A 23,384-nucleotide genomic window follows, 5' to 3' on the forward strand; every position below is an offset into this window, starting at 1 on the left:
GTTTGAGGCTCCACGCAATTTCGTAATTAGTCTTCTACCGGATAAACGGAAGCCTGTTTTTTATCTCTTCCTTTTCTTTCGAATCTAACAACACCGTCTACTAATGCGTATAATGTATCATCTCCACCAAGTCCAACATTAACACCTGGATGAATCTTAGTACCACGCTGTCTGTATAAAATATTTCCAGCCTTTACAAACTGTCCGTCTGCTCTCTTAGCACCTAATCTCTTAGACTCAGAGTCACGACCGTTCTTAGTAGAACCTACTCCCTTTTTATGAGCGAAGAATTGAAGGTTTAAGTTTAACATGAGTTACACCTCCTTGTTTTTTAATCGTACATATTTCCTGTAACTTTTTTCCAGTTGTGATAAACCGAGAACCATGGAACTGATCAGAAGCTGTGACTTGTCAGAAGCATCTTCATCAAGCATGAGCTTCATATACCCCGACTCTTCATTTTCTTCATAGGAAAAGAAATCATCGGTAAAAGTCTCGATCGAATTAATCGTATTTGTCGTCAGCATGGAGATCGCGGCACAGACGATATCCGCTCCGCTCTTTGCATAGCCGGCGTGTCCGTTTAATTCAAACCCTTTGTATGTTCCGTTTTTGTTCTGGTATATGGTAACTGTTGTCATATCTAACCTGCATCAATTAAGCGTTGATCTTTTCAATCTTAACCTTAGTGTATGCTTGTCTATGACCGTTCTTCTTGTGATAACCTGTTTTTCTCTTGTACTTGTAAACGATGACTTTTTTGCCTTTACCCTGTTTAACGACTGTACCGGAAACAGATGCAGATGCAACATCAGCGCCAACCTTTAAAGCGTTATCACTTACTGCAAGAACCTGATCAAATGTAACAGCACTTCCTTCTTCTGCGTCGAGCTTTTCTACGAAAATTTCATCGCCTTCAGATACTTTGTACTGTTTTCCACCTGTTGCAATAATTGCGTACATAGGACACCTCCTGTAAATTTACTCGCTAGCTTCGGTGATGCATAGGCATACTTTTACCTCGCTATGCGGCATACGCATATTATAATAGCATTCGCGGGCTGCTGCGTCAAGCTTTTTTTATTTATTTATAAAGAAATAGGCGGCAAGCTGGCTTCTGGAAGAAAATTCTTCTGTCTGCAACATTTCACGAAGCTGATCCTTTGTATAAAAGGCAGCCCGGATCTGTTCATTGGCGGAAGTATGTCCGCCTGTGATCTCTCCTTCCGCTTCCACGATCGCGATGTTTGTCTTAACATCCGAAATCGCTACTGCCGCATAAGACGGCGGAAGGATCTGCACGATATTTTTAACGGAAAGACCGGTTTCTTCATAAAGCTCACGCCGGATGCAATCCTCCATGGATTCGCCTTCATTGAGCATGCCCGCACAGAGATTATAGACAGACCGGTTGATCCCCATACGGAATTCCTTTAACAGGAGCATTTTATCGCCCTGAAAGGCAATGATCGATACGCCGCTTGTACTTTTGCCAAGATCTGCCGCGTCATGCAGTTCTTTCCGGCTGATGATCTCGTAGACCTTGTTTTTGCCTGCCTTATTTTCATAGGTCAGCTCATAATTTTTCAGATATCTGCCATCATGTACCTTTTTTAGGGAAAGAAGTTTCATTATAAAGGTTCCTTTCTGTTATGCCTCAGTTTTTCTGCCAGAGAAGCGGATGTTTTCTTCCGGGTAAGTTCCACAAGCCCCAGCTTTGTCAGATCGACAAAAACGGTCTGGATCGGATCCTTCCGAAGCTGTTCTTTTAATACGGTAAGTAGTGTTTCCTGATCGGTTTTGCTTTCCATATTGATAAAATCAATGAGGATCATACCTGAAATATTACGCACGCGGAGCTGTCTGGCAGCTTCTATGGCAGCTTCTTTATTCGTCTGAAAATAAAAAGCTTCCCGTTCTTTCTTTTTGCCGGGGGCTTTGCCTGTATTGACATCGATGACCGTCAGTGCTTCTGTCGGATCGATGATCAGATAACCACCGCTTTTCAGCCATACACGTCTGCTGAGTGCGTTTTCGATCTGCCCTTTCAGTCCATACAGGGCAAACAGAGAAAGCTGTTTATCTTCATACAGTCTGATCGTAAGTCCCATGCTTTCCTGTATTTTGGCAGCGATTTCTGCCTGATCGGTAATAATCTCTGTATCCTCCAGATCATACTGATTACGGATCGCCTGTTCAAACAGATCCGCTTCTCTGTAGATACAGGAATAAACAGTTCGCTTATCTGCGGTCTGCAATACCTTGGAGGCTTTATGGAATAGATCATGCAGCTCCTGGAACAGTATCGTTTCCTCTGCAAGCGCAGCATTTGTCCGGACGATCAGACCGTAGCGGTCCAGAAAGACAGCCAGATCGCCGAACAACATTGGCATGATCTTATCAAGCATCTGCCAAAGAATCTGTTTTTGCTGTTCCATGATTTTTTTGGAATAATGGATTCCGTGGCTTTTCGGTACCAGCACAAAATAAGTACCTGCAAAGCTGATATCGCACGTCAGCACAGCATCCTTTGTCTTGATCGGCTCTTTTGCGATCTGCACCAGCACTTCATCTTCGCATTTCAGTTCATTGGCATCTCTGCGGTTTAAAATGGCAGACAGACGCAGATCTGCCAGTGGCAGAAATCCCATACAGCCTTTTTTATATTCCACAAAGGCAGCACTTAAATTTCCGGCTATATTTTTGACTTTTCCGATATAAATATCTCCGATCTTATCCTGATCGCATTTTTCCAAAGAGATCTGCGCAAGCTGTCCTTCTTCTAACAGAAACGCAGCATCATAGTCTTGGTAGGTTGTCAGCAGTAACTGATTTTTCAACTTCTCATCTCCTGTTACGCTGTAATCTGATCCAGTGGAATCAGGTTTCCGTCTGCATCTTCCGTATACGTATCTTCTCTTGTAATCACAAAAGCAAATTCCGACGGCTCCTGTCCCAGATAATGATAAATATGCTCCATGATAAAGCCCGGCTTTACATTACCGCTGCTGGAAGCATTAACAAGCATGTAGATCTCCTGCTTTTCTTTATCCCAGGACAATTCGTAAATTGCCTGCTTCAGATCAAATTCCACGGTATTTTTCTTTGTCTGTTTGACTGCAGGAAGTGTTTCCTGCCTGTAGTACTCTTCCAGATGGTCAAACAGCTCAAAGTCTGGCTCATACCCTTCGCGGAAACGGACTGTATAGCGGGCTGCAGCAACACTTGCCATGGCATTTCCGGCCGTTTCCGGCAGAATGGTCACGGAAAGGATATCCACACCCTCTACCATCTGCGCCTGTAATCGTTCTTTGATATCTTCTGCATCTGTGATGGAATCCATTCCGATGTCCATGTATTCGCCATTGGAATACATACCGACACCGAGCGGTGCGGCAAAGGACATGATCTGATGTGGGCTGAAGCCTGTGGAATATGTAATATCCAGCTCTGCCCTGCGGATCGCCTTTTGAAAATAACGCATCATATCCAGATGCCCGATGAAGATCATTGAGCTGTATTTTGAAAATTTAATTCTGACTTTCATTCTGATAAATTGCCTCCTGCCTTAGGCTCCCTGCAAACACCGACACCATATCTGGCTGCACCACAGCCCTGACATGCCATCCGGCAGTTTGGCGATACGGTCTCCTGATTCGCTTTTTCCCATTCACGCAGCAGGAAATCTTTTGTTACGCCGCAGGAAATGAAATCCCATGGAAAGATTTCGTCATCGCTTCTGTATCTGGTCGTATAGAAAGCAGGATCGATCCCTTCCTCCGCAAATGTTTCCAGCCAGATATCATTTTTGAAATATTCGCTCCAGGCATCAAATATACAGCCTTTTTTGTAAGCACCGTAAATGACACGGCAAAGCTTTCTGTCACCACGGGCAAAGACGCCTTCCAGTTCTGAAACATCTGCTTCATGCCAGTTGTATTTGATGCTCTTCTGGTTGAGCTGGCTCTTGACCGCATCCCTGACAATATGTGCCTTTTCCAGAAATTCATCTCTTGTATTCATCTGTGCCCACTGGAACGGCGTAAAAGGCTTAGGAATAAAGAAAGAGGTACTTGTAACGATCTGTACCTTTCCGTTCCGCTTCTCCTTCGGAACCGTCTCATAGTAAGCTTTAGCTATCTCATTGGACAATACAGCAATGCCTTCGATATCTTCTTTCGTTTCTGTGGGCAGGCCGAGCATAAAATAAAGCTTTACCTTGTTCCAGCCGCCCTGGAATGCTGTGGTCGCGCCGCCTAAGATATCATCGATCGTAAGCCCTTTGTTGATGACATCACGCATACGCTGTGTACCTGCTTCCGGTGCAAAAGTCAGGGAGCTCTTTTTCACATCCTGTACTTTGCTCATGACGTCCAGTGAAAACGCATCGATACGCAGGGAAGGCAGGGAAATATTGATCTTTTTTCTGTCGCATTCCTCGATCAAATAGTCGATAAGCTCCGGAAGCTTGGAGTAATCACTCGAGCTTAAAGAACTTAAGGAAATTTCCTCATGGCCTGTATTTTTCAGCATGGCAGAGGCATACTCTTTCAGCTCGTCCACATTACGCTCCCGCAGCGGTCTGTAAAGCTGTCCTGCCTGACAGAATCTGCAGCCGCGGATACAGCCGCGCATGATCTCCAGTACGACACGATCCTGTGTTACCTTGATAAAAGGCACAACAGGCGCCTGTGGATACACCGCAGCCTCTGCATCGAGATCTGTTACGATCTCTTTATCGATCTTAGCCGGTACATCATCGTAAATCGGTGTAAAGGCTGCGATCGTGCCATCCGCTTTATAGCTTGTCTCATAAAGCTGCGGGCAGTAAATGCCGGGAAGCCGGCCTGCTTCATGTAAAAACTGTGCCCTTGTCATATCAGATGCCTGATATGCCTTATACAGATCTAAAAGACGGCGGTACATGGTCTCGCCCTCTCCGATATAAAACAGATCAAAAAAATCTGCGATCGGTTCCGGATTGTACGTGCATGGTCCGCCTCCTATTACGATCGGATCTTCTTTTGTTCTGTCGCACGCCATGATCGGGATCTGAGAAAGATCTAAGATCTGCAGGATATTGGTATAACACATTTCGTACTGGATCGTGATCGCCAGAAAATCAAACTCCCTGATCGGATCCTGCGATTCTAAGGCAAAAAGCGGAATATGCTCCCTGCGCATGATCTCATCCAGATCTGTCCATGGGGAATACACTCGCTCGCACCATGTATCTTCATAGCGGTTGAACATATCATACAGGATCTGGATCCCGAGATGAGACATACCAATCTCATAAACATCCGGGAAGCACATGGCAACCCGGATGTCGATCTTTTCCTTCTCTTTCATGACTGAATTGACTTCTCCGCCCAGATAACGGGCAGGTTTTTCGATTTTTAACAGGATTTCATCCTTTAACATTCGTTTTCTCATAAGGTAAAGTATACGGTATCTGTCTGATAAAATCAAACATATTTTCCGAATAATCTGTTTCAATCTGTCCCTTGATCGTATTTATGTACTGCCGCGTTTTTGGTTCCGTGGTCTGCCCTAAGATCAGAAAGATAAACAGACAGGCAAGTGCGATCAGACATCTGAAGAAAAAAGAACCTGATAGCAGTTTGGGCGCATAGGGTTCTTCTTCCCGCACAGATGCTGCACTGTCTGTCTGTTTGGTAAAATCGATCCTGTCAGCAGGCTGCCCGTTTAAAATAGCATCCGCCTGATACAGTCTTTGTTTATTTTCTGCTGCACTCCTTCTCAGAAATGAGATGGTTTCCAGCTTTCGTTCCGTAGAAAAATGCTGTTTTCTTTCTTCTCGTTCCATACCTGCTCCGCTTATCCTTTTTAGCAGTATATGGACTTACCTTAGAAGAAAGAACCGAAACTGCCGTTTTACAGCTTCATGGGAATGAGATCTCTGTAAAAGCAGCTGTAATTGCCTGTATGACAGGCTGCACCAATCTGTTTTACTTTGGCAAGCAGTGTATCGTTGTCGCAGTCAATGGAAAGTGCTTTGACATATTGGAAATGACCGCTTGTCATGCCTTTGATCCAGAGCTCCTTACGGCTTCTGCTGTAATAGGTCATCTTGCCTGTCCGCAGTGTTGTCAGATACGCTTCTTCATTCATGTAAGCGACCATCAGGACATCCTTTGTCTGGTAGTCCTGCGCAACAACCGGGATCAGTCCGTCTGAAAGCAGCTTAAACTCTGAAAAAGCCATCGGTGCTTCAAAGGAATGTACAGAAATGCCTCTTTCCCGGCAAAGTGATTTGAGTGCTGTGATCACCTTGCAGTTTTCATTGACAATATTACCGGACAGACCGGATACATTTGGCTTTTCCATCATGGAAAGCAGCTTATCCAGTGAGATTTCCGGCAGAAAAACAATACATGGCAATGTGCTCGCACCGAGACAGTTTTTCAGGGCATGTTCATCAATGAGCACAAGCTCTGATGCATTTTCTTCCAGAATTGCCTTATTGATCACAATATTATCCGCACTGGCAATGGAAACCGCGATCCGGTTTCTGCCATAGGCGTCTGCCACCTGACGGAGCAGGTCGTGGCACTCTTTGCCGAAATTTAACACAACCTTTTCACAGCCTGCGGTAAACAGATCTGCGACATCTTCCGCACTGTTGATATGACCGCCGCCGTAAACCGGGATATTGACCACATCACAGATATCCTTGTATAAAAGAAGCGACTGGATATGGTTCTCTCCTGCGGAAACATCGAATAAAAGAAGCGCGTCCGCATCATCATCGCTGTACTGTTCTGCCAGTCTGACCGGATCATCAAAAATTATGGTGTGATCGGTAAAGCTTTTGACCGCCTTACCGTTATCTATAAACATACATGCTACAAATTTCTTATCCATAGTGATCTCCCGTTATAAAGAACCTTTTGTACTCAATACGCCACTGATCCGCTCATCCATGCTGACCGCCTGATCCAGTGCCTTGCCAAATGCCTTGAAAATGGCTTCGATCTTATGGTGATCATTCTGCCCTGCTAAAAGCCGGATATGCAGATTCATCTGGGCATTGCTTGCCAGAGCATAGAAAAATTCCGTGACAAGATGCGTTTCAAAATCGCCGACGCGTTCTGTCTGAAACTCTCCGTCAAAGGAAAAATACGCTCTGCCGCCAAGATCTACCGCACATAAGGCAAGTGCATCGTCCATAGGCAGGATAAAATAGCCGAAGCGCTTCATCCCTGCCTTGTCCCCGACTGCCTGACGGATCGCCTGTCCCAGCACAATGCCGACATCTTCTACCGTATGATGTCCGTCTACATGCAGATCACCTTTTGCCTGCACGGAAAGATCAAAAAAGCCGTGTTTGGAAAAGCCCTCCAGCATATGGTCAAAAAAGCCGATCCCTGTGCTGACATCGCTTTTGCCTGTCCCGTCCAGTTGTAAGGACAGCTTGATCTGTGTTTCCTTTGTATTTCGTTCTAATGTACCGATTCGTTCCATGCTCTGTTCCTTTCGTACTCAACTCATATAGGGGCATTATCTGTCTGACAGGTTACTCAAAACGCACTTTAATGGAATTTTCGTGTGCTGTCAGACCTTCCTTGCGGGCAAATAATTCAATATCCTTGTGAACTGCCTCAAGTGCCTCTCTGGAATAAGAGATAATGCTGGACTTCTTGATATAATCATCCACGGAAAGCGGTGAGAAAAATTTGGCTGTTCCGTTTGTCGGCAGTACATGATTCGGTCCTGCAAAATAATCGCCAAGCGGTTCAGAGGAATAGTTTCCAAGGAACATTGCTCCTGCATGGCGGATCTTTGTCATCGTTTCATATGGATTCTTTGTCAGGATCTCCATATGCTCAGATGCGATCTCGTTTGCTGCATCGATGGCATCCTCCATCGTATCTGCCACGAGAATATAACCATAGTTGTCCAGACTCTTCTGGATGATCTCTTTGCGGGCAAGCTGCTCTGTAAATTCCTTCGTCTGTCTGGAAACTTCTTTTGCCAGCTCTTCACTTGTTGTGATCAGGATCGCAGAAGCCAGCTCATCGTGCTCTGCCTGGGATAACAGATCCGCAGCCACATAACGTGGATTGGCTGTTTCATCTGCCAGTACAAGTATCTCACTCGGACCTGCAATGGAATCGATGCTGACATAGCCATAAACGGCCTTCTTTGCCAGAGCCACAAAAATATTCCCCGGTCCTACGATCTTGTCTACCTTCGGAACGGACTGCGTTCCGAACGCAAGTGCTGCGATCGCCTGTGCGCCGCCTGTTTTGTAGATTTCATCGACACCTGCGATCTTTGCCGCAACCAGTGTACCCGGATTGACTTTTCCGTCCGGTCCTGCAGGAGTTGTCATAACGATCTTTCCTACGCCTGCCACTTTTGCAGGGATCGTTGTCATCAGTGTAGAGCTTGGATAAACAGCTTTTCCGCCCGGTACATAAACACCGACACTGTCAAGCGGCGTGATACGCTGTCCTAAGATGCTGCCATCCGGCTTTGTATCGATCCAGCTCGTTCTGACCTGTTTCTGGTGATAGCTGACAATGTTAGCCGCAGCTTTCTTCATAACCTCGACAAATTCCGGCTCGATCAGGGAAAAGGCTTCTTCGATCTCTGCCTCTGTTACCTTGAAATCTGCTGCGGTAATGTTGTTTTTATCAAATTTATGTGCCAGCTCAAATAAAGCACTGTCACCGTTTTCCCTGACATCCGCAATGATGTCCGCGACTACCTTTTCATACTGTCCGTAGTTGTTCGGACTTCTTTTTAACAGATCATTTAATAATGTTTTTTTACTTTCCTGTGTCAGTTTTACTATTCTCATGAAAGACGCTCCTTTATCTGTGCGATCAGTTTACGAATCCGTTCTGCTTCCATCTTCATACTTACCTGGTTGACGATCATGCGGGCTGACAGCGGGCAGATCTCTTCCAGCACTTCCAGTCCGTTTTCACGCAGTGTAGATCCTGTTTCCACGATATCCACAATGACGTCGGAAAGACCGACGATTGGTCCAAGCTCCACGGAACCGTTTAATTTGATGATGTCAACAGTCTGATGCTTTTTGTTGTAAAAATAATCTTTTGCGATATTCGGATACTTAGAGGCAACACGGATCATTTCGTGATGCTGCAATAGTTCTTTGGCACTCTGCGGGCCACAGACACACATTCTGCACTTTCCAAAACCAAGATCCAGTACTTCATAAGCCCTGCGCTGTTCCTCCAGCAGGGTATCTTTTCCGACAACGCCGATATCTGCTGCACCGTATTCAACATAAGTCGGTACATCAGGGCCTTTTGCCAGGAAAAACTTCAGTTTCTGTTCTTCATTGACAAAGATCAGCTTCCTCGATTCCTTATCCTTCATTTCCTCACAGGTAATACCGATCTCCTCGAGAAGCTCCAGTGTTTTATTTGCAAGTCTGCCTTTGCCGAGCGCAAAGGTCAGATAACGTGTTTCTTCACTCATGCCTTCTTCCTCCATGTAAATGCTTTCAGATCTGCGTTGTCTACAGGTAACCCATCAGGGCTGTTATCTGCAAGATCATAAGTCAGAATCTTTTCCTCATTGGTCAGATGATACAGCCTGGATACCATATTGTGGTAGCCATAGGCAACATAATCATCAATCTTTTTACCTGCTGCAAACTGGACACATTCGACACAAAGTCCGTCCCTGCGCATCTTATCAGCCAGTTTACCGGCTTTTTTTGCCATTCCCTTATCATATAAGAGATAATCAATATATTTTTCTTCGTCAGGAGACAGCTTCTGACTGTCTAAGGCGATCATCAGATCATCCACCAGGATCATAAAGCCGATCGCCGGTGCTTCCTTTCCGAAATGAGAAAGCAGCTTATCATATCGTCCGCCGCGCAGCACCGTATCGCCTACACCGTATGTATACGCCTTGAAGATGATTCCTGTATAGTAATTATAATTGCTGACCATGCCAAGATCGAAGGAAATATATTTCTCATCGCCGAGCTCTTCGAGCGTTTCATACAGCTCCTGCAGTCTGCCGACCGCTTTTAAGCTCATTTCATTTTTTACGATCAGCTTTGCTTCCTGCAGACATTCATAAGAACCGAACAGTTCAACCACTTTCAGGAAGGATTCGGCTTTTTCTTTTTTGATGCCTGCTTCTAAAATATATTCTTCCACGCCGAAATAGTTTTTGTTGGAGATCAGCTCTCTGACCTGTTCTACCATTTCGTCCGATAAGCCTGCTTCTTCACACAGTCCTTTGAAAAATTCAATCTCACCGATGCAGATCTGGAATTCCTTCAGCCCTGCGGCTTTTAATGCGCTGACCGCCATATGGATCAGCTCTGCATCCGCACTTCTGTGTCCGTCGCCGATCAGCTCTACGCCGGTTTCTGTCATTTCTTTTAATTTACCCTGCAGATTGGAAGTATTGGTAAAGGCATTTCCGCAGTAAGAAAAACGAACCGGGATATCTTCTTCCATAAAATATTTTGCTGCACATCTTGCCATGGATGGGGTGAAATCCGGGCGGAGCACAAGTGTATTTCCCTCTTTGTCAAAAAATTTATACAGCTCGTTGCTTCTGGTCGTACCGATCTCACTGCCAAACACATCAAAAAATTCAAATACCGGTGTCTGGATATTTTTATAGCCGAAGGATGCAAAGGTATGCATCAGCTTATCCTGTACAGTCAGCTTTTTCAAAAGCTCTCTGCCATAAATATCACGCACTCCCTCAGGCGTATGTAACAATCTCTTTTCTGCATATTTATCCATGAGTCGTATCTGCCTCCTGTTATTTATGTACTTTAGTACGGTAACGTGATAATTCGCTACCACGTGAAACTATCGCTAGTATACATGGAAAAGTACGTCTTGTCAAACTTCTTCGTCTCTTTCCAGCAGATCCTTCTGCAGCATTTCCAGATATGGGACGAAAACACCGCTTTTTTTCGGAAGCCGGTAAGTCATATCGAGTTCTTCCAGACGAAAGCTTTTTCTGCCGCCTTCCTGTGCTCTGTTCCAGAATTCCAGCAGTCTGCGGAAGGTCAGATAATACAGCATATCCCGATGGGTATAATACAAAAGGAAAAAGGCGACACCCTTCTGCTTTTCAAAATCCCGCATAAACGCAACCTGATGCGCATGGATGTTCTGGAGCGAAAATGTGTCCACCGCACATTCCTTGGCATCGAAGCAGACGGGGATTCCCTGCACGCTTCCGATATAATCGACTGTGCTTTTCTGATCAAAATAGGCAAGTGTGATATGCCGTGATTCCTTGTCGATCTTCATCGGTGTGATCGGCGTCGGGATCTTCTGGATCAGGGCTAGTCCGTTTTCTCTGTATTTTTCATTTGTCCGGTTGATGAGTTCCTCTAAGGTAGAACCTCGGAGGCCCCTTGAATTCCATGTTGCCATGTCTGCTGTTCTTCTCTTTCCAAACAGATCGTATCGCCGGTCCGCAGACCGCGTCTCTGTCATATTTTCATTGCTTTTCTATCCGGGAAAAACCGTCAGGTGCAGGAGCTGTAAATACTTTGCCGCTCAAAGCCGCAAGCGGATCATTTCCCGGTAAAATCGGAAATTCCAGCCTGTAAGCATGTAATAACTGGCTTTTGACGCCATAGCGGTCATTCAGCTTTCTGTTGCCGTATTTATAATCTCCCAGGATCGGATGCCCGATCGATGCAAGATGGGCACGGATCTGATGCGTTTTCCCTGTGATCAGATGGATCTCTAAAAGGGAAAGCCCGCCTTGATACTGCCGGATCGGTACTATGCTTGTTTCGATATAGGAAGCGCCGGGAAAATCTGTCTGCCGCAGGGTTACTTTATTTGTTTTTTCATCCTTTGCCAGATAACCTGTCAGCGTGATCTTTTCGTTGACTGATCCGGTCACAATGCAGTGATAGAACTTACCGATACGCCGTTCTTTGATCATGGCATTCAGTCCCTTCAAGCTTTCATAGGTCTTGCCGCAGATCACAATACCGGATGTATTGCGGTCGAGCCGGTTGCAGATCGACGGCGTGCAGGTTGCCATCTGTTCCTGTGTCAGCTTTCCTTCCTGCAGCAGATAGGCAAGAAACATTTCGTTGACAGATACATCATCAGGTTCTGCCTTTTGTGACAGAAGTCCCGCCGGTTTGTTGTAAAGCAGGATATTGGCATCTTCATACAGGATACAGTCTTTTTGCAGTGCCTGTCCCTGCGTGAGTCCCTGCTTCTTTTCTGCCTGTGTATCTGCGCCGGAAAATTTCAGGAACGTTTCTTCTGCAAAAAAGATCCGTATTCTATCTCCCGGTTTTAAACATTCTGTTCCGTCGGCTTTTTTCCCGTTTAAGGTAATATTCTTTTTGCGCAGCATCTTATATACAAAAGAGGTACCTGCATTTGGCAGGATACGGCAGACGTATTTTACGCATTTCTGCCCCTGGTCTCTTTCGGAAACAACAAATTCTCTCATAAGCCGTTTCGCTTTCTATAATGTGATTTCATGGAGGATCGTTCTGACTGCCTGATCCTTTTCCGGTGTAGCGTCTTCCAGTTCTTTGATGGAAGACAGTCTGGTCTGATAGCTTTCCAGTTTATCAAAGATCTTTGTGTTGATCTGGTAGCCCTCTTTTTTGGCACATTCCGTAATGTGGTCTTCCAGTTTCTTCAGATCCTTGTAAGGCTTTGCCACATAACCGCAGACATTTCCGTTACGGATGACAACGGAAGGGACTTCATAGGTCTTTTCGTAGGTCGTAAAGATATTATCATAGCTGTTACAGAGCGGTGTTACCGCGTCCTTTACCGCCGAGTAGTCAGCATCTGAAATCCCATGTGCTTTCAGATACATGATCAGCGACACAAGCTGTTTGCTGGCAGGCAGCATACCTAATATAGCCACGATCGTCAAAAGGTTCAGACGGGATTTCGTCGTCATATAGCCTGCAATGTACAAAGATAACGGAATCGCAAAAAAGAGGATCGTTTTGATGATCTCCGTTTTCTTTTTATGACTGATATAGCCATAGTCCCCCTGTTTTATCTTTTGTCCGTTCATTTATTTCACTCCTCGCAGTAATCTGGCATAGATAAATAAGATCCATTTTTGCGGTACATATTTCACCAAAAGGCGTAACAGCTTCATGGACAAGCCGTAAACGGAAACGTCCTTTTTCCGCATGGCATCATGCAGTGCTTTTGCAACGACTTTCTCTTTTCTTGCCATAAAGTATTTCTTCAGGCCAAAAGGTGATCCGGTTTCTTCTGCAATGGAGAAAAAGGCAGTATCCACAGGCCCCGGACAGATGGCTGTCACAAAAATCTGTCTGCTGCGGAGTTCTTCTCTCAGTGCCCTGGTTAAAGAAAGTACATAAGCCTTGGAAGCTGCGTAGACAGCAAAATTAGGCTGTGGCAGAATGCCCGCAATGGAAGCAAACTGGATCAGATAGCTCCGTTTTGGCATATAAGGCAGAACCAGATACGTCATCTTCGTCAAGGCGCGGCAGTTCAGATCGACCATACCAAGCGTATCCGCTTCCGGGATCGTTTCAAACGGCCCTGTCTTGCCATAGCCTGCACAGTTGATCATAACACGTATTTTTGGCTGTTCTTTTGCCAAAAGCTCTGTAAGCGGCTCATAATCTGCGTCGTCCGTCAGATCCATACTGAAGGTTCTGACATCTACCGGCAGTTCTTTTGCGAGGGAAGCAAGGCGTTCGCTTCTTCTGGCGATCAGCCACACTTCATCCAGTCCCAGTACCTTTTCGGTAAGCTGTCTGGCAAATTCTTTTCCCATACCGGAAGATGCTCCGGTAATAATTGCTATATTCATCTTCTTTTCTTTCCTTCTTTCCCGGTTTTCTGATTCTTTCCGTTTCTATTTTTACTCTGGCAGGTTTCTTTTGTTTTTCCAGCTCTGGTATCCGGTTTTTGGCTACCGTTTTTCGGTTTATGCTGCCCATGTGCAGAGCCTGCCATCTTACGCGGTGGGATCAGTGCATGGGCATCAAAACCGATCAGATCTTCCCGGTGTGCCAGATGCAGGGCTTCCTTGACAAGCTCATAATTCTCCGGGTTTTTGTACTGGATGAGTGCGCGCTGCATCGCTTTTTCATGCGGATTGTGCACCACATAAACAGGGGACATATCACGCGGGTCTATCCCTGTGTAGTACATGACTGTCGACATTGTGGAAGGCGTCGGATAAAAATCCTGTACCTGCTGCGGCATATAACCGAGATCCCGGATATATTCGGCAAGTGCGACCGCCTCTTTTAAGGTCGAACCCGGATGCGAACTCATCAGATACGGTACGACATACTGATCCATATGGAACTGTTCGTTTTTCTGCTTATATTTCTTTAAAAACTGCTGAAATACCGCATTTTCCGGTTTTCCCATCCGCTTTAGCACCGCATCGCAGATATGCTCCGGTGCCACCTTCAGCTGACCGCTGATATGGTATTTGATCAGTTCATCAAAGAACGTTTCGTCTTTATCTGCCAAAAGGTAATCAAACCGGATGCCAGACCGGATAAATACCTTTTTCACGCCCGGCAGCTTCCGCAGCTTGCGGAGCAGTGCCACATAATCGGAATGATCTGCCTTCATATTGGCACAGGGCTTCGGAAACAGGCATTGTTTATTTTTGCAGACACCGCATTTTAACTGCTTTTCACACGATGGCTGTCTGAAATTAGCGGTCGGGCCGCCGACATCATGAATATACCCTTTAAAGTCTTTATCCTGTGTCATCTGCTCTGCTTCTTTCAGAATGGACGCATGGCTTCTTGTCTGGATGATCCTGCCCTGATGGAACGTCAGGGCACAGAAGCTGCAGCCGCCAAAGCAGCCACGGTTGCTGATCAGGGAAAACTGGATCTCTTTTGTCGCCGGAACGCCACCTAAGGCATCATAGCTTGGATGGGCACGCCTTGTGTAGGGCAGTGCATAAATATCATCCATTTCTTCCTGCGTAAGCGGCATTGCAGGCGGATTCTGCACCACATATACCTCATGCGGATAGACCTCCACCAGCATCTTCCCGGTAAACGGATCGGTGTTGTCATACTGGATCTTAAAACTCTGTGCGTACAGCTTTTTGTCTGCCTTCATTTCTTCGTATGTCGGCAGATAGATTTCATCGTAAAAGCTGTTTTTGTTGCGGGCTTTAAATACCGTCCCCCTGACATAAGTAATGTCGGACACATCCATACCGGATGCCAGTGCATCCGCGATCTCTACGATAGATTTTTCTCCCATGCCATAAGAGATCAGATCTGCACCGCTGTCCAGCAGCACGGAACGTTTAAACGAATTTGACCAGTAATCGTAGTGGGCAAGCCTGCGCAGGCTCGCTTCGATCCCGCCGATGATGATCGGTGTCTTTTTGTAGGAACGACGGATCAGATTGCCGTATACGATCGTGGCATGATCCGGTCTGTGGTACGGCTTTCCGCCCGGTGTGTAAGAGTCCGTCTGTCTGTGCTTTTTGGAAACATAGTAATGATTTACCATGGAATCCATATTTCCCGCGCTGACTAAAAAGCCGAGCCTTGGCTCTCCTAAAATGCGGATGCTGGCATCGTCCTTCCAGTCGGGCTGTGCAATAATACCGACAGAATAGCCATGTGCCTCCAGCACTCTTGAAATGATCGCCACGCCAAAGGATGGATGATCGACATAAGCATCTCCTGTTACATATATAAAATCAAGTTGTCTGATATGCGCCTTTTCCATGTCTTCTTTGGAAATCGGCAAAAAGTCATTCATTGTTATCCTCACCTGTCAGTTGTTTCAGTTCTTCTTTTGTCAGTGCTCTGTAGGATCCCTTTGCAAGCGACGGATCCAGCAAAACGCTTCCGATCGCAGTGCGCTTTAAATAAGTCACTTTCGCGCCCAGCTTTAACAGCATCCGTTTTATCTGATGGTAACGCCCTTCCTGCAAAATGATCGTCCCGCGGACAAGCTGTTTTTGGGGATCTGCCTCCGAAACGGTAAGCTGCGCAGGTAATGTAGGCTTCTCATCCCCGATATCGATGCCCTGCAGGACCTGCTCTTTGGCATCTTCTGTCAGCATCCCTTCCGCCTCAAAATAATAAGTCTTGTCCACATGGTGGCGCGGACTCATGAGCCGGTGGGAAAACGAGCCGTCATTTGTCACGATCAGAAAGCCTTCCGTATCTTTATCCAGTCTGCCGCAGAGGATCAGATGCTTTCTTTCCGCTTCCGGGAAATAATCAAGCACTGTCCTGCCGGCATCTTCCGTTGCACTGACACACCCCGCCGGTTTATGGAACATATAATAGACATTGCCAAGCTGCCCGATCTGCCTGCCCTGGTAACAGATGCTGTCCTGCTCTGTCACCTGAAAGCCCGGATCGGTTACGGGCAGATCATTGACCAGTACCTGTTTTTTCCGGATGTAATTTTTTACTTCACTTCTTGTACCGACACCGGCGTCTGCCAGCCATTTATCCAGTCTCATCTTTCTCATCCTGCTGCATAATTTTTATACACAAAAATACTATTTTAGTATACACTATTTTGTTTGATTTATGGAGTGGTTTATGAAAATTTCACAGAAAAACCTTCTGACCGTATGCTTTCTGTTTCTGCTGCTTGTCTGTATCCTTTGTAACAGCAAAAAAACAGCGGAATTTGCCTATATCGGACTAAATACCTGGTATCTGAACATGATCCCTTCATTGTTTCCGTTTATGGTACTTCTGAATCTGCTGATCTCCACCGGGCTTTCCTACTGGTTTATGAAGCCGTTTTCTTTTCTGTTGAAACCGTTCCATAATACGGAGGATGCCTGCTTTGTTCTGTTCTTCGGCTTTTTGTGTGGCTTTCCGCTGGGCGCGAAATGTGTTGTGGATCTGTACAGCCGCGGAAGGTTGTCTAAAGCTAACTCCGAATATCTGCTCAGCTTCACCAACAATATCGGGCCTGCCTATTTCTTTGGCTTTGTTCTCGGGCAGATCTATCCGACGCCATCTGTGGGCAAGTCTTTGCTTGTCATGTACGGTCTGCCGCTGTTCTACGGACTTTTCCTGCGTCATACGCGGTACCGCCGGATACTGGATCGGGAACTTATGACGCGCCGGTCTGAGCCGCCTGCCCTGATGCCTATACTGCAATGTCTGCCGGATGCGATCTCGTCTGCCCTGACACAGATCACGATGCTGGGCGGCTATATGATCGTATTTAACGCACTCCGTATCCTGCCCGAACTTTTATTTTTTAAAAATCCTTATCTGTATCTTGCCGGACAGAGCATTCTGGAAATCTCAGGCGGACTGTTATGTATCAAGACACTGGTAAAGCCGGCATTACTGACAATCGTTCTGGCGCATGCCTGCCTCGCCTTTGGCGGTCTGAGCTGTTTCTTCCAGACAACGGCACTTTTTCAGAATACACCGTTTTCCGGCAAAAAATATATGCTGCATAAGCTTCTGTTATGCAGCATATCTATGATCGTTTCTTATCTTCTGTTTCGGTAATTACATCGGCTGTGGGCCGTTATCTGCCGGATTTGCAGAGGCGGATGCATTGTCTGCCTCAACCTGTGCCATTTCGTCAACCGGATATAACTGTGCCCTGTTATTCTGGATGATCGTAATGCAGTCCTGCAGCTGTGTCATCAGCTTTTCGTAGTTGAAAGCAGCGATATCGATGGAATGGGATAAGATATCCTCTACATTGCCCAGATTATCGTCGGTATAGCTGATCGCAGCAGCTCTCATTTCATTGGCTTCCGTTGTTGCCTTATCTAAGATCTCCTGCGCACGCTGTGTGGCAAGCTCGACGATCTCCTGTGCCTGTGCATGTGCCTGCTGCATGATCTCATGCTCGCTGACCAGCTCATTTGTATGGATCGCAGCTTCATTGATCAGAGCTTCTGCCTTCTGTCTGGCATCGTTTAAGATCGCTTCTTTATTGCTGATGATCTTCTGATACCGTTTGATCTCATCCGGTGTCTTCATACGGAGATCACGAAGAAGCTCTTCGATCTCATCCTTGTTGACCTTGATCATATTATTGGATAAAGGAACGTATTTACAATTTTCAATATAGTCTTCGATCTCATCAATCAACTGTTCGATTTTTGTACTCATAACGATTCTCCTTATAGTCTTTTATCTGGTTACCTTATACTTGTCATAAATCTGTTTTGCGACAAAATCAGGCACGCAGGCTTCAATATTACCACCGAAGCTGGCAATCTCCTTCACACTCGAAGAACTGAGATACGCATATTCCAGTGAAGTGGTCAGAAACATCGTATCGAGTGTTTCACCGGATAATTTTCGGTTCGTCTGTGCAATCTGAAGCTCATATTCGAAATCTGTGATCGCCCGAAGTCCCCTGATCACAACATGAATATCTTTGGAACGTGCATAGTCGATCAAAAGTCCCTGAAAGCTCTCTACTTTCACGTTTTTCATGTCTTTTGTCGCTTCTTTCAATATATTAACACGTTCTTCTACAGAAAACAATGCAGTTTTATTTACATTATTTAGTACACTTACCGTTAATTCGTCAAATATTTCAGCAGATCTGCGGATGATATCCATATGTCCGTAGGTCATCGGGTCAAAGCTGCCCGGGTAAATTGCTTTGCTACTCATCTCTTGCTCCTCTGCACAAAGACATGTTTGTTTGTCTTGTATTTTTTCTCTTTGATCAGTTCGTAGCCCAGATCCTCCAGATAAGAGATATCCGTATCCAGAGACGCTTCAAAAATGATCAGGGTATCTTCATGGATCAGCTTCGACATCGTCAGATATTCCAGAACGCGTCGTTCGAGCTCTTTATCATATGGCGGATCCATAAAGACAATATCAAATTCATATTTGTATTCCAGTGACTGCAGGCTGACAAATACATCCTGCTTGTAAATGCCTGCTTTATCATTCAGCCCTGTATGCTTCAGGTTCTCCTCGATACAGGTCAGGGCATTTTTATCATTTTCCACAAAAACCGCATAATCCGCACCGCGGCTGAGTGCTTCGATACCGATCGCACCGCTTCCGGCAAACAGATCCAGAAACACACTGCCCGGCACTTCATTTTGTATCATATTAAACAACGTTTCTTTGATGCGGTCTGTTGTAGGCCTTGTATTGTCACCAAGTGGTGCCTTTAACAGAAGCCGTCTCGCGCTTCCTGCTATAACTCGCATACGATTCCTCCTTATATCCGGACTTTGACACCCTTTGTGTCACGCTTGCCCAGCTTTAATTTATTCAGTTCGATCGTCTTTTCCTTGTAGATGATGCTCCGGTCGGAAATTGCCTGTGTCAGATAGGCTTCTTCAAGCAGATCTCCTGCACCTAATTTCATACCCCTGACACCGATCGCATTTTTCTTTTTGTCCGGGATCTCTTCCAGTGCAAAACGCAGGAAATATCCCTCTTTGCTTTGCAGGATCATGTTACGCTGGTCTTTGATCACTTCGACCAGAAGCACACGGTCATCTTCCTGCAGCTTGGTAGCAGCCACGCTGCGCTTGCTGACATCAAACTCGCCGCCGTCCACGATCTTCAGCATTGCCTGCTCTGTGACGAAAGCGATCCGGTAGAGATTCAGCTCTGACTGGCTGGCAGCACAGATGATCCGTTCCTTTGCCGTATCATATCCGCTGACATTGTCGATCGGGATGCCTTTGTCTCGGAATTTTCCAAACGGCAGATCGGATACCTTGACGGTGTAAAGCTGCCCCATATCCGTGAAAATACAGATCTTACCGGTGTTTTTACAGGTAAAGACATATTTGTTTTCCGCAAGTGCGGCTTCTTTGTTCCGCTCAAAGGTCGGCAGATCGATCGTTTTGGCATAACCGAAGCGGTCCATTAAGAAGCAGACATCCATTTCGTCCATCTTCTTTTCCACATAAACGGTCTGCTCTGTATTTTCGATCACAGTCCTGCGTTTTCTGCCAAATTCTTTTTTCAGATCGTCAAGCTCTGATTCGATCACCATAGTCATAGAATCATGACTGGATAAAATATCTTCGTAGCGGTAAATATTTGCCATTGTTTCATCATGTTCTTTGATGAGTGCTTCGATCTCCAGTCCGATCAGCTTATACAGACGCATTTCCAAAATGGCATTTGCCTGTCGTTCGGTAAATTTGAGCTGTTCCGCCATAATGCGGGATTCTCTGGATTTAAACTGGATCCCTGTCGTGTCGCCTTCCACCAGACATTTCTTTGCCATTGCCCGGTCTTTGGAGCCGCGCAGGATCTCAATGATCAGATCGATGACGCTGCACGCCTTGATCAAACCTTCCTGTACTTCTCTCTTTTCCTTCTCCTTTTGCAGGAGATTGTTGTACTTTCTTGTATTGACCTCAAACTGGAAATCAATGACATGCTTCAGGATCGATTTCAGACCCATTGTTTCCGGTCTGCCGTCCGCAACTGCCAGCATATTGACACCAAAGGTGTCTTCCAGCTTCGTCTTTTTATATAACATACTGATGAAGTGATCCACATCTGCGTCTTTGCGCAGCTCGATCACAATACGGATCCCATCCTTGGAGGACTGGTTTGTAATATCCACAATGTCGTTTGTCTTTTTTGTCTCAGACAGGGCTGCCACATCGAGCAGGAATTTGGAAATGCCCATACCGATCATCGTATACGGGATCTCGGAGATCACGACATTGGTCTTACCGGCCTTTCCTTTTTCGATATCCACTTTACCGCGGAGTCTGAGCTTTCCGCTTCCGGTCTCATAAATGGAAACCAGATCATCTTTATTACATACTATGCCACCGGTCGGGAAATCGGGACCTTTCAGGTAATGCAGAAGCTCACGCGTGGAAATTTCTGTATTACGCATATAGGCTTTTGCCGCATCAATCACTTCTCCTAAATTATGCGGCGGAATGCTGGTCGCCATACCGACAGCGATACCTTCCGCACCGTTTACCAGAATATTCGGGATCTTGACCGGCAATACGACAGGCTCTTTTTCCGTTTCATCGAAGTTTGGCATGAAATCCACAACATCTTTATCCAGATCTTCCAGAAATGCGATCTGTGTGATCTTCTGGAGCCTGGCTTCCGTATAACGCATGGCAGCGGCGCCATCACCTTCGATCGAACCGAAGTTACCGTGGCCGTCTACCAGAGGAAGTCCTTTCTTGAAATCCTGTGCCATGACAACAAGTGCATCATAGATGGAGCTGTCACCGTGCGGATGATATTTACCCATCGTATCACCGACGATACGGGCGGATTTTCGATACGGCTTGTCATACCGGATCCCCAGCTCCTGCATATCGTACAGGGTTCTTCTCTGTACCGGTTTCAGACCGTCTCTGACATCCGGCAGAGCTCTTGCAATGATAACAGACATCGCATAATCGATATAGTTTTTTTCCATAACTTCCGAATATTCTGTCTGTATGATTTTTTCGCTCATGTAAGTCCTTCCTTTTGGTTAAAAGTCTAATAATGCTTCTTCCGCATGCTCATAAATAAATGCCTTACGCGGCACAACATCCGTTCCCATCAGTTTTTCCGTGACTCTGTCTGCCAGAAAACTGTCGTCTATTTCCACACGCTTTAAATAACGTGTTTCCGGATCCAGTGTTGTTTCCCAGAGCTGCTGGGCATCCATTTCACCCAGACCTTTGTAACGCTGCAGGGTAAAGCTGCTTTTATGTGTTTTTCTGTATTTGGCAAGTGCCTTGTCATCATACAGATATTCTTCTTTTCCTCTTGCCGGGATCACCTTGTAAAGCGGAGGCATGGCAATATATACATGTCCTTCCGTGATCAGCTCCGGCATAAAGCGGTAAAACAGTGTCAAAAGCAGCGTACAGATATGCGCACCGTCCACGTCCGCATCCGCCATGATGATGATCTTGTCATAGCGAAGCTTTGTAATATCAAAATCATTGCCGTAGCCTTCTGAAAAACCACAGCCGAATGCATTGATCATCGTCTTGATCTCCGCATTGGCAAGCGCCTTATCAATACTTGCTTTTTCTACATTTAAGATCTTACCGCGGATTGGCATGATCGCCTGATACAGACGGTTTCTTGCCATTTTTGCGGAACCGCCGGCGGAATCACCCTCTACGATAAAGATCTCGCATTTGGAGGCATCTCTTGACTCGCAGTTTGCCAGTTTTCCGTTGGAATCAAACGAAAACTTCTGCTTTGTCAGCATATTGGTTTTGGCTTTTTCCTCTGTTTTACGGATCTTGGCTGCTTTTTCCGCACAGCCGATGATACTTTTCAACGTTTCCAGATTCCGGTCAAAATATCTTGTGATTTCTTCTCCGACAACCTTGGAAACAACCTTTGCCGCATCCTGATTATCGAGCTTTGTTTTGGTCTGTCCTTCAAAACGCGGATCCGGATGTTTGATGGAAACAACCGCCGTCATTCCGTTACGGACATCAGGTCCTGTGAAATTTGCGTCTTTTTCCTTTAAAATATTAAGCTGGCGGGCATAGCTGTTGATGACCGTCGTAAAGATCGTCTTAAATCCGGTCAGATGCGTCCCGCCCTCTGCATTGAAAATATTATTACAAAAGCCCATGACGTTTTCATGGAACTCATTGACGTACTGGAAAGCCGCTTCTACCGTAATACCGTCGCTTTCTCCTTTGACATAGATGACATCATGCACGGTATCTTTTTTCTGGTTGATGCTTTTGACAAACCCGACAATACCTTCCGGTTCGTGATAGGTAATGCTCTCCACCTCACTGCCTCTCCGGTCTTCAAAACAGATCGTCAGGGCGGGATTCAGATAAGCCGTCTCATGCAGACGGTTTTTGACTTCTTCCGCTTTGAATACAGTATGGTCAAAGATCTCGTCATCCGGCATAAACTGAATGCTGGTTCCGGTATCTTTCGCCCTTCCGACAACCGGCAGAAGCCCGTTCTGCAGCTCTACTGTCGGGATACCGCGTTCATACGCATCCTCATAAATATGGCCGCCACGTCTGATCCGTACTTTCATCCAGACAGACAGGGCATTAACGACAGAGGAACCGACGCCATGCAGACCACCGCTTGTCTTATAGGCGGAATCATCAAATTTACCGCCTGCATGCAATGTCGTAAACACAAGACGCTCCGCACTGATCCCTTTTTCGTGCAGATCAACCGGAATACCTCGACCGTTGTCTTCTACGGTAACGGAACCGTCCTTTTCCAGATAAACATGTATCTCACTGCAATAACCGGCAAGGTGCTCATCGACTGCATTATCCACGATCTCGTAGATCAGATGGTTCAGTCCTTTCGTTGATACACTGCCGATATACATTCCCGGTCTGACACGGACTGCCTCCAGCCCTTCCAGTACCGTTATATTTTCCGCATTATATGTCTCTTTTGGCATACTTCATTCCTCTTTATT

At 45.9% G+C, this 23,384-nt stretch carries 25 protein-coding genes; 1 reads left to right on the forward strand and 24 read right to left on the reverse strand.

The features are described from left to right. Positions 1 to 26: 26 nt before the first annotated feature. The 19 genes from rpmA to KQI22_RS00685 all read right to left on the reverse strand — a co-directional run bounded on the left by rpmA (position 27) and on the right by KQI22_RS00685 (position 16,479). Entirely contained in the window at positions 27 to 311 is a 285-nt protein-coding gene (gene rpmA, locus KQI22_RS00595; RefSeq protein WP_022004424.1) for a 50S ribosomal protein L27, read from the reverse strand. Positions 312 to 314: 3 nt separating this feature from the next. Beyond that, on the reverse strand, positions 315 to 641 hold the full coding sequence (locus KQI22_RS00600; RefSeq protein WP_216550147.1) for a ribosomal-processing cysteine protease Prp: 327 nt from the start codon (positions 639 to 641) through the stop codon (positions 315 to 317). Positions 642 to 657: 16 nt separating this feature from the next. Then, the gene (gene rplU, locus KQI22_RS00605) at positions 658 to 963 is read right to left on the reverse strand and encodes a 50S ribosomal protein L21 (RefSeq protein WP_022004422.1); all 306 of its coding nucleotides are present in this window, start codon (positions 961 to 963) and stop codon (positions 658 to 660) included. 117 nt (positions 964 to 1,080) lie between these two features. Next, entirely contained in the window at positions 1,081 to 1,632 is a 552-nt protein-coding gene (locus KQI22_RS00610) for an NUDIX hydrolase (protein WP_216550148.1), read from the reverse strand. Continuing rightward, on the reverse strand, positions 1,632 to 2,840 hold the full coding sequence (locus tag KQI22_RS00615) for a ribonuclease E/G (RefSeq protein ID WP_216550149.1): 1,209 nt from the start codon (positions 2,838 to 2,840) through the stop codon (positions 1,632 to 1,634). Before KQI22_RS00615 ends, KQI22_RS00610 begins: the two co-directional genes overlap by 1 nt. Positions 2,841 to 2,854: 14 nt before the next feature. Continuing rightward, positions 2,855 to 3,547 carry a TIGR03936 family radical SAM-associated protein gene (locus KQI22_RS00620; RefSeq protein ID WP_216550150.1) on the reverse strand — a complete coding sequence of 231 codons (693 nt, stop codon included), beginning with the start codon at positions 3,545 to 3,547 and terminating at the stop codon, positions 2,855 to 2,857. Continuing rightward, complete coding sequence (locus tag KQI22_RS00625; RefSeq protein WP_216550151.1) at positions 3,544 to 5,436, reverse strand: TIGR03960 family B12-binding radical SAM protein; 1,893 nt, start codon at positions 5,434 to 5,436, stop codon at positions 3,544 to 3,546. The genes KQI22_RS00620 and KQI22_RS00625 overlap by 4 nt, the downstream gene beginning before the upstream one ends. After that, on the reverse strand, positions 5,411 to 5,830 hold the full coding sequence (locus tag KQI22_RS00630) for a hypothetical protein (protein ID WP_216550152.1): 420 nt from the start codon (positions 5,828 to 5,830) through the stop codon (positions 5,411 to 5,413). Before KQI22_RS00630 ends, KQI22_RS00625 begins: the two co-directional genes overlap by 26 nt. A gap of 68 nt (positions 5,831 to 5,898) precedes the next feature. Beyond that, complete coding sequence (gene hisI / locus KQI22_RS00635) at positions 5,899 to 6,888, reverse strand: phosphoribosyl-AMP cyclohydrolase (protein ID WP_216550153.1); 990 nt, start codon at positions 6,886 to 6,888, stop codon at positions 5,899 to 5,901. Positions 6,889 to 6,900: 12 nt separating this feature from the next. Continuing rightward, entirely contained in the window at positions 6,901 to 7,488 is a 588-nt protein-coding gene (gene hisB, locus KQI22_RS00640; protein WP_216550154.1) for an imidazoleglycerol-phosphate dehydratase HisB, read from the reverse strand. A 52-nt stretch (positions 7,489 to 7,540) separates the two neighbouring features. Further along, a complete protein-coding gene (hisD, locus tag KQI22_RS00645) occupies positions 7,541 to 8,830 on the reverse strand; it encodes a histidinol dehydrogenase (RefSeq protein ID WP_216550155.1) in 1,290 nt (429 codons plus the stop codon). Further along, complete coding sequence (gene hisG / locus KQI22_RS00650; protein ID WP_216550156.1) at positions 8,827 to 9,477, reverse strand: ATP phosphoribosyltransferase; 651 nt, start codon at positions 9,475 to 9,477, stop codon at positions 8,827 to 8,829. Before hisG ends, hisD begins: the two co-directional genes overlap by 4 nt. Next, positions 9,474 to 10,772, reverse strand: a complete 1,299-nt coding sequence (gene hisZ / locus KQI22_RS00655) for an ATP phosphoribosyltransferase regulatory subunit (RefSeq protein WP_216550157.1) — start codon at positions 10,770 to 10,772, stop codon at positions 9,474 to 9,476. Before hisZ ends, hisG begins: the two co-directional genes overlap by 4 nt. Before the next feature lie 102 nt (positions 10,773 to 10,874). Next, positions 10,875 to 11,417 (reverse strand): Holliday junction resolvase RecU, encoded by a 543-nt coding sequence (locus tag KQI22_RS00660; RefSeq protein ID WP_216550349.1) that lies wholly within the window; start codon positions 11,415 to 11,417, stop codon positions 10,875 to 10,877. Positions 11,418 to 11,484: 67 nt separating this feature from the next. Beyond that, entirely contained in the window at positions 11,485 to 12,465 is a 981-nt protein-coding gene (locus KQI22_RS00665) for an RluA family pseudouridine synthase (protein WP_216550158.1), read from the reverse strand. Between the two features lie 15 nt (positions 12,466 to 12,480). After that, positions 12,481 to 13,050: a hypothetical protein gene (locus KQI22_RS00670; RefSeq protein ID WP_216550159.1), complete on the reverse strand. Its 570-nt coding sequence runs from the start codon at positions 13,048 to 13,050 to the stop codon at positions 12,481 to 12,483. After that, entirely contained in the window at positions 13,051 to 13,824 is a 774-nt protein-coding gene (locus KQI22_RS00675) for an SDR family NAD(P)-dependent oxidoreductase (RefSeq protein ID WP_216550160.1), read from the reverse strand. After that, entirely contained in the window at positions 13,821 to 15,764 is a 1,944-nt protein-coding gene (locus KQI22_RS00680; protein ID WP_216550161.1) for a YgiQ family radical SAM protein, read from the reverse strand. The genes KQI22_RS00675 and KQI22_RS00680 overlap by 4 nt, the downstream gene beginning before the upstream one ends. Beyond that, positions 15,757 to 16,479 (reverse strand): pseudouridine synthase, encoded by a 723-nt coding sequence (locus KQI22_RS00685; RefSeq protein WP_216550162.1) that lies wholly within the window; start codon positions 16,477 to 16,479, stop codon positions 15,757 to 15,759. Before KQI22_RS00685 ends, KQI22_RS00680 begins: the two co-directional genes overlap by 8 nt. 82 nt (positions 16,480 to 16,561) lie before the next feature. On the opposite strand from KQI22_RS00685, the gene KQI22_RS00690 reads away from it, so the two are divergent. Beyond that, a complete protein-coding gene (locus KQI22_RS00690; RefSeq protein WP_216550163.1) occupies positions 16,562 to 17,497 on the forward strand; it encodes a nucleoside recognition domain-containing protein in 936 nt (311 codons plus the stop codon). Here KQI22_RS00690 and KQI22_RS00695 read toward each other — a convergent pair whose 3' ends face one another. The 5 genes from KQI22_RS00695 to KQI22_RS00715 are packed head-to-tail and all read right to left on the reverse strand — an operon-like array spanning position 17,498 to position 23,366. Further along, positions 17,498 to 18,112, reverse strand: a complete 615-nt coding sequence (locus KQI22_RS00695; protein WP_216550164.1) for a vacuolar family H+-ATPase subunit H — start codon at positions 18,110 to 18,112, stop codon at positions 17,498 to 17,500. Positions 18,113 to 18,133: 21 nt separating this feature from the next. After that, positions 18,134 to 18,625: a pantetheine-phosphate adenylyltransferase gene (gene coaD, locus KQI22_RS00700; protein ID WP_216550165.1), complete on the reverse strand. Its 492-nt coding sequence runs from the start codon at positions 18,623 to 18,625 to the stop codon at positions 18,134 to 18,136. After that, a complete protein-coding gene (rsmD, locus tag KQI22_RS00705) occupies positions 18,622 to 19,179 on the reverse strand; it encodes a 16S rRNA (guanine(966)-N(2))-methyltransferase RsmD (protein WP_216550166.1) in 558 nt (185 codons plus the stop codon). The genes coaD and rsmD overlap by 4 nt, the downstream gene beginning before the upstream one ends. An 11-nt stretch (positions 19,180 to 19,190) precedes the next feature. Continuing rightward, positions 19,191 to 21,428: a DNA gyrase/topoisomerase IV subunit A gene (locus KQI22_RS00710; protein WP_216550167.1), complete on the reverse strand. Its 2,238-nt coding sequence runs from the start codon at positions 21,426 to 21,428 to the stop codon at positions 19,191 to 19,193. Between the two features lie 18 nt (positions 21,429 to 21,446). Further along, positions 21,447 to 23,366: a DNA gyrase/topoisomerase IV subunit B gene (locus KQI22_RS00715; RefSeq protein WP_216550168.1), complete on the reverse strand. Its 1,920-nt coding sequence runs from the start codon at positions 23,364 to 23,366 to the stop codon at positions 21,447 to 21,449. Positions 23,367 to 23,384: the final 18 nt, after the last annotated feature.

The organism is Kineothrix sp. MSJ-39 (assembly GCF_018917935.1).
Classification (GTDB): Bacteria; Bacillota; Clostridia; order Lachnospirales; family Lachnospiraceae; genus CAG-194.